This is a genomic window from Sphingomonas bacterium, assembly GCF_903643065.1.
In the GTDB taxonomy this organism is placed as follows: domain Bacteria; phylum Pseudomonadota; class Alphaproteobacteria; order Sphingomonadales; family Sphingomonadaceae; genus Sphingomonas.
Window position 1 is genome coordinate 1 of sequence record NZ_CAHJWX010000467.1, and the last position, 2,597, is coordinate 2,597.

Sequence of the window (2,597 nt, forward strand, 5' to 3'; positions counted from 1 at the left end):
GTGGTGGCGAGCGTGACGGCCGTCGCGTCCCGCAGGAATGTCCGTCGCTGCATGCGTCCTCCGATCGAGGCGCACGATAGGTCCGCCGCGCGACCGCCGCCAGCGGCCAAGTCAGCTCGCCGCGCGCTGTCCGGCCGCGTCGTCGCGCCGGGCGTGCGCGCGGAACAGCCGCGACCGGTAGCGCACGCGTTGCCAGAACGTCGCGTCGGCCAGCCGCCAGCCCTCGATCGATCGCGTCACCAGCGCGTCGATGATCGCCTCGGCCGCCGCCGCGTCGCCGCGCGCCAGTTCGCGCGCGTAGGGGATGGGATCGTGGCCGTGCATGGTCGGATCCGTCCATCCCCGGTTCGGCTGCAAGCGCATCGATATCCCCTCGCTAGGTGAGCTTCACGCGGAAGCGGAGCCGGAAGGCGGTGCCGGCCACTTGCGTGCCGGTCAGCCGCACCCGGATGGCCTTGACCCGGGCGTCATACCCGTTCGCGTCCGGCGTGGGCACGTACGTCCAGGTGACGCCGTCGCTGGAGAAGTCGACGCCATCGGCCATGCTGGCGAGGCTGGCGAAGCTGTAGCCGACCCCGCTCGCGAGCAGCCCGGTGCCGAGCAGGCTGCCGTCGGCGAACTCGACCGGGCCGCTGCCCGCCGCGCCATAGTCGGCGACCCGCAGGCTGGTGTTGGCGGGGACGGCGTCGACGATCGTCACCGCCGCCACCACCTTGATCGGGAGGACGCCGTTCAGAAGCGGGTCCGTGACGGTGATCGCATAGTCGACGGTGGCGCCGGGCAGCGCCTTGGGGTTGAGCGCGTTGACGTTGTCGGCGACGACGCTGCTCGTCTTGGTGATCGACAGGTCGGCGGCGGCGGCGGGTGACGCCGCCAGCGCCAGCGCCAGCGCCAGCATCGCGCGGCGGGCGGATCTCGTCATCGGCGATGTCCCGCAAAGGCGCCCAGCGAGCGCTGGTCGAGCTTGAGGCGCAAGGTGAGGTACGGGCCGGCGCGCGTGTAGCGGTCGGCGGCGGCGTCGCGGTCACGATAGCCCGCGATGTTGTAGCCGGCGGTCAGCCACAGGTTGCGCCCCGGCGACACGCCCGCCGACGGCCCGCCGCTCCACGACCAGGCGTGGTCCGTCCAGGCATGCTGGATCGAGACCTGCACGCCCAGGTCGACCCGGTGGCCCAGGTCGCGGCGCAGCTCGAACCCGGTCACGTCGATGAAGCCCTGATAGCGGTCGTCGGTCAGCTTGCCCGCGATGTGCTTGGCGCCGTAATAGAGCGTCGCTTCCAGCCCATGGCCCGAGCCCTCGGGGCCGGTGCGATAGTCGAGCGCCAGGTTGTTGACGACGCGCGTCGTCAGCTGCGCCACGCCCGTCGCCAGCGTCGCGTCGAGCACGTCGGCGCCGGCGACGCCCGCGTCCGCGCGCTCGTGGCGCCATTCCAGACGTTCGAGCAGCGACCAGCGGCTGTCGAGCGGGCGCAGCGCCAGCGCCAGGTCGGCGGCGAACGACCGGCTGGTGGCGCCGCCGGCCGCGCGGGTCTGGTACAGGCGCAGGCTCGATGCCAGCGTCTCGCCTTCGCCCAGCGTGCGCAGGAGATTGCTGGTCACGCCGAAGCGGTCGGCGGCGGTGGCGTCGCGATATTCGACCCGGCCGTTCCACGACCAGCGTGCCTGCCGCCAGGCGGCGCCGAGCGTGACGGCGGCATAGTCGCCGTCGCGCTGGTCCTGCCCCAGGAAGCCGCCCGACGCGGCGGGCTGGAACGCGTTGACCATCGCCTGGGTGGGGACGTGGCCGCGGATCGTGTCGCTGGCGTCCAGCGTCGCGTCGAGCGTCCAGTGCTGCCCCAGCGGCAGCGATTGGGCGAGGCCGTATTGCGCGAAGGTGCGCTGGCCGTTCTCGCCTATCGCCTGCTGGTTCAGCGTGCTGGACAGCTTGGCGCCGGTCCAGGGCGCCAGGTCGAAGCCGAGCTGCGCGGTGTTCGTGGTGAAATCCTGCCCGTCGGCGATCTCGTAGCCGCCGAGCAGCCGGATGCCCGGCGTGACTCGATAGGCGGCGGTGAGGCGCTGGCGGGCGGGAAAGTCGACGCTCGACTTGGCGCCACCGGGCGCCAGCTGCGCCTCCGCGCCCAGATCGAGCCGCCCGTCCAGCAGCGTCCGCGTCGCGCCCAGCGTCAGCAGCCGCGAATCGCGGTCGCGCCCGTCGAGCCCCTGATCGTCGGCGAGCTGGCCGCCGACATAGAGCGTGCCCGTCGCGCGGCGATATTCAAGCCGCGCCTCGCCCGCGACGCGCGTGCCGGGGCCGTCGAGCTGTTCCTGGCGCCAGGCGGTGGTGGCGAGGCTGAGCCGGTCGGTGATCCGCAGCTTGGCGTCGATGCCGAGCTTGCGCGTGCCCGCCTCCACAAAATTCTGCTGGCCGACGCCGAAGCGCACATCCTGCTGGCGCGCATAGCCGATCACGTCGACGGCGGCGCCGTGATGCTCGATCTCGGCCAGATAGGCGCGGCCGTGGCCCAGCCCGTCATGCCCGCCCGTCGCCGCCTCGGCGCGGACCTCCGTGCGGGTGCCGACGCGCAGCTTCAGGTCGGCGCCGGCGACGGTGGCGTGCG

General features: G+C 72.9%; 2 protein-coding genes and 1 pseudogene. All 3 read right to left on the reverse strand.

What is annotated here, in order from left to right:
* Nucleotides 1-111: 111 nt before the first annotated feature.
* On the reverse strand, nucleotides 112-324 hold the full coding sequence (locus tag HUU95_RS13950) for a hypothetical protein (RefSeq protein ID WP_174280652.1): 213 nt from the start codon (nucleotides 322-324) through the stop codon (nucleotides 112-114).
* A 52-nt stretch (nucleotides 325-376) separates the two neighbouring features.
* Nucleotides 377-922 carry a hypothetical protein gene (locus HUU95_RS13955; protein WP_174280653.1) on the reverse strand — a complete coding sequence of 182 codons (546 nt, stop codon included), beginning with the start codon at nucleotides 920-922 and terminating at the stop codon, nucleotides 377-379.
* A pseudogene (locus HUU95_RS13960) lies at nucleotides 919-2,597 on the reverse strand (hypothetical protein); the annotation flags it as partial. The gene HUU95_RS13955 and the pseudogene HUU95_RS13960, both read right to left, overlap by 4 nt.

Excerpts from the sequence above, each read along its gene's own strand:
- HUU95_RS13950 (WP_174280652.1), bottom strand. The coding sequence starts at position 324 with ATGCACGGCCACGATCCCATCCCCTACGCGCGCGAACTGGCGCGCGGC.
- HUU95_RS13955 (WP_174280653.1), bottom strand. The coding sequence starts at position 922 with ATGACGAGATCCGCCCGCCGCGCGATGCTGGCGCTGGCGCTGGCGCTG.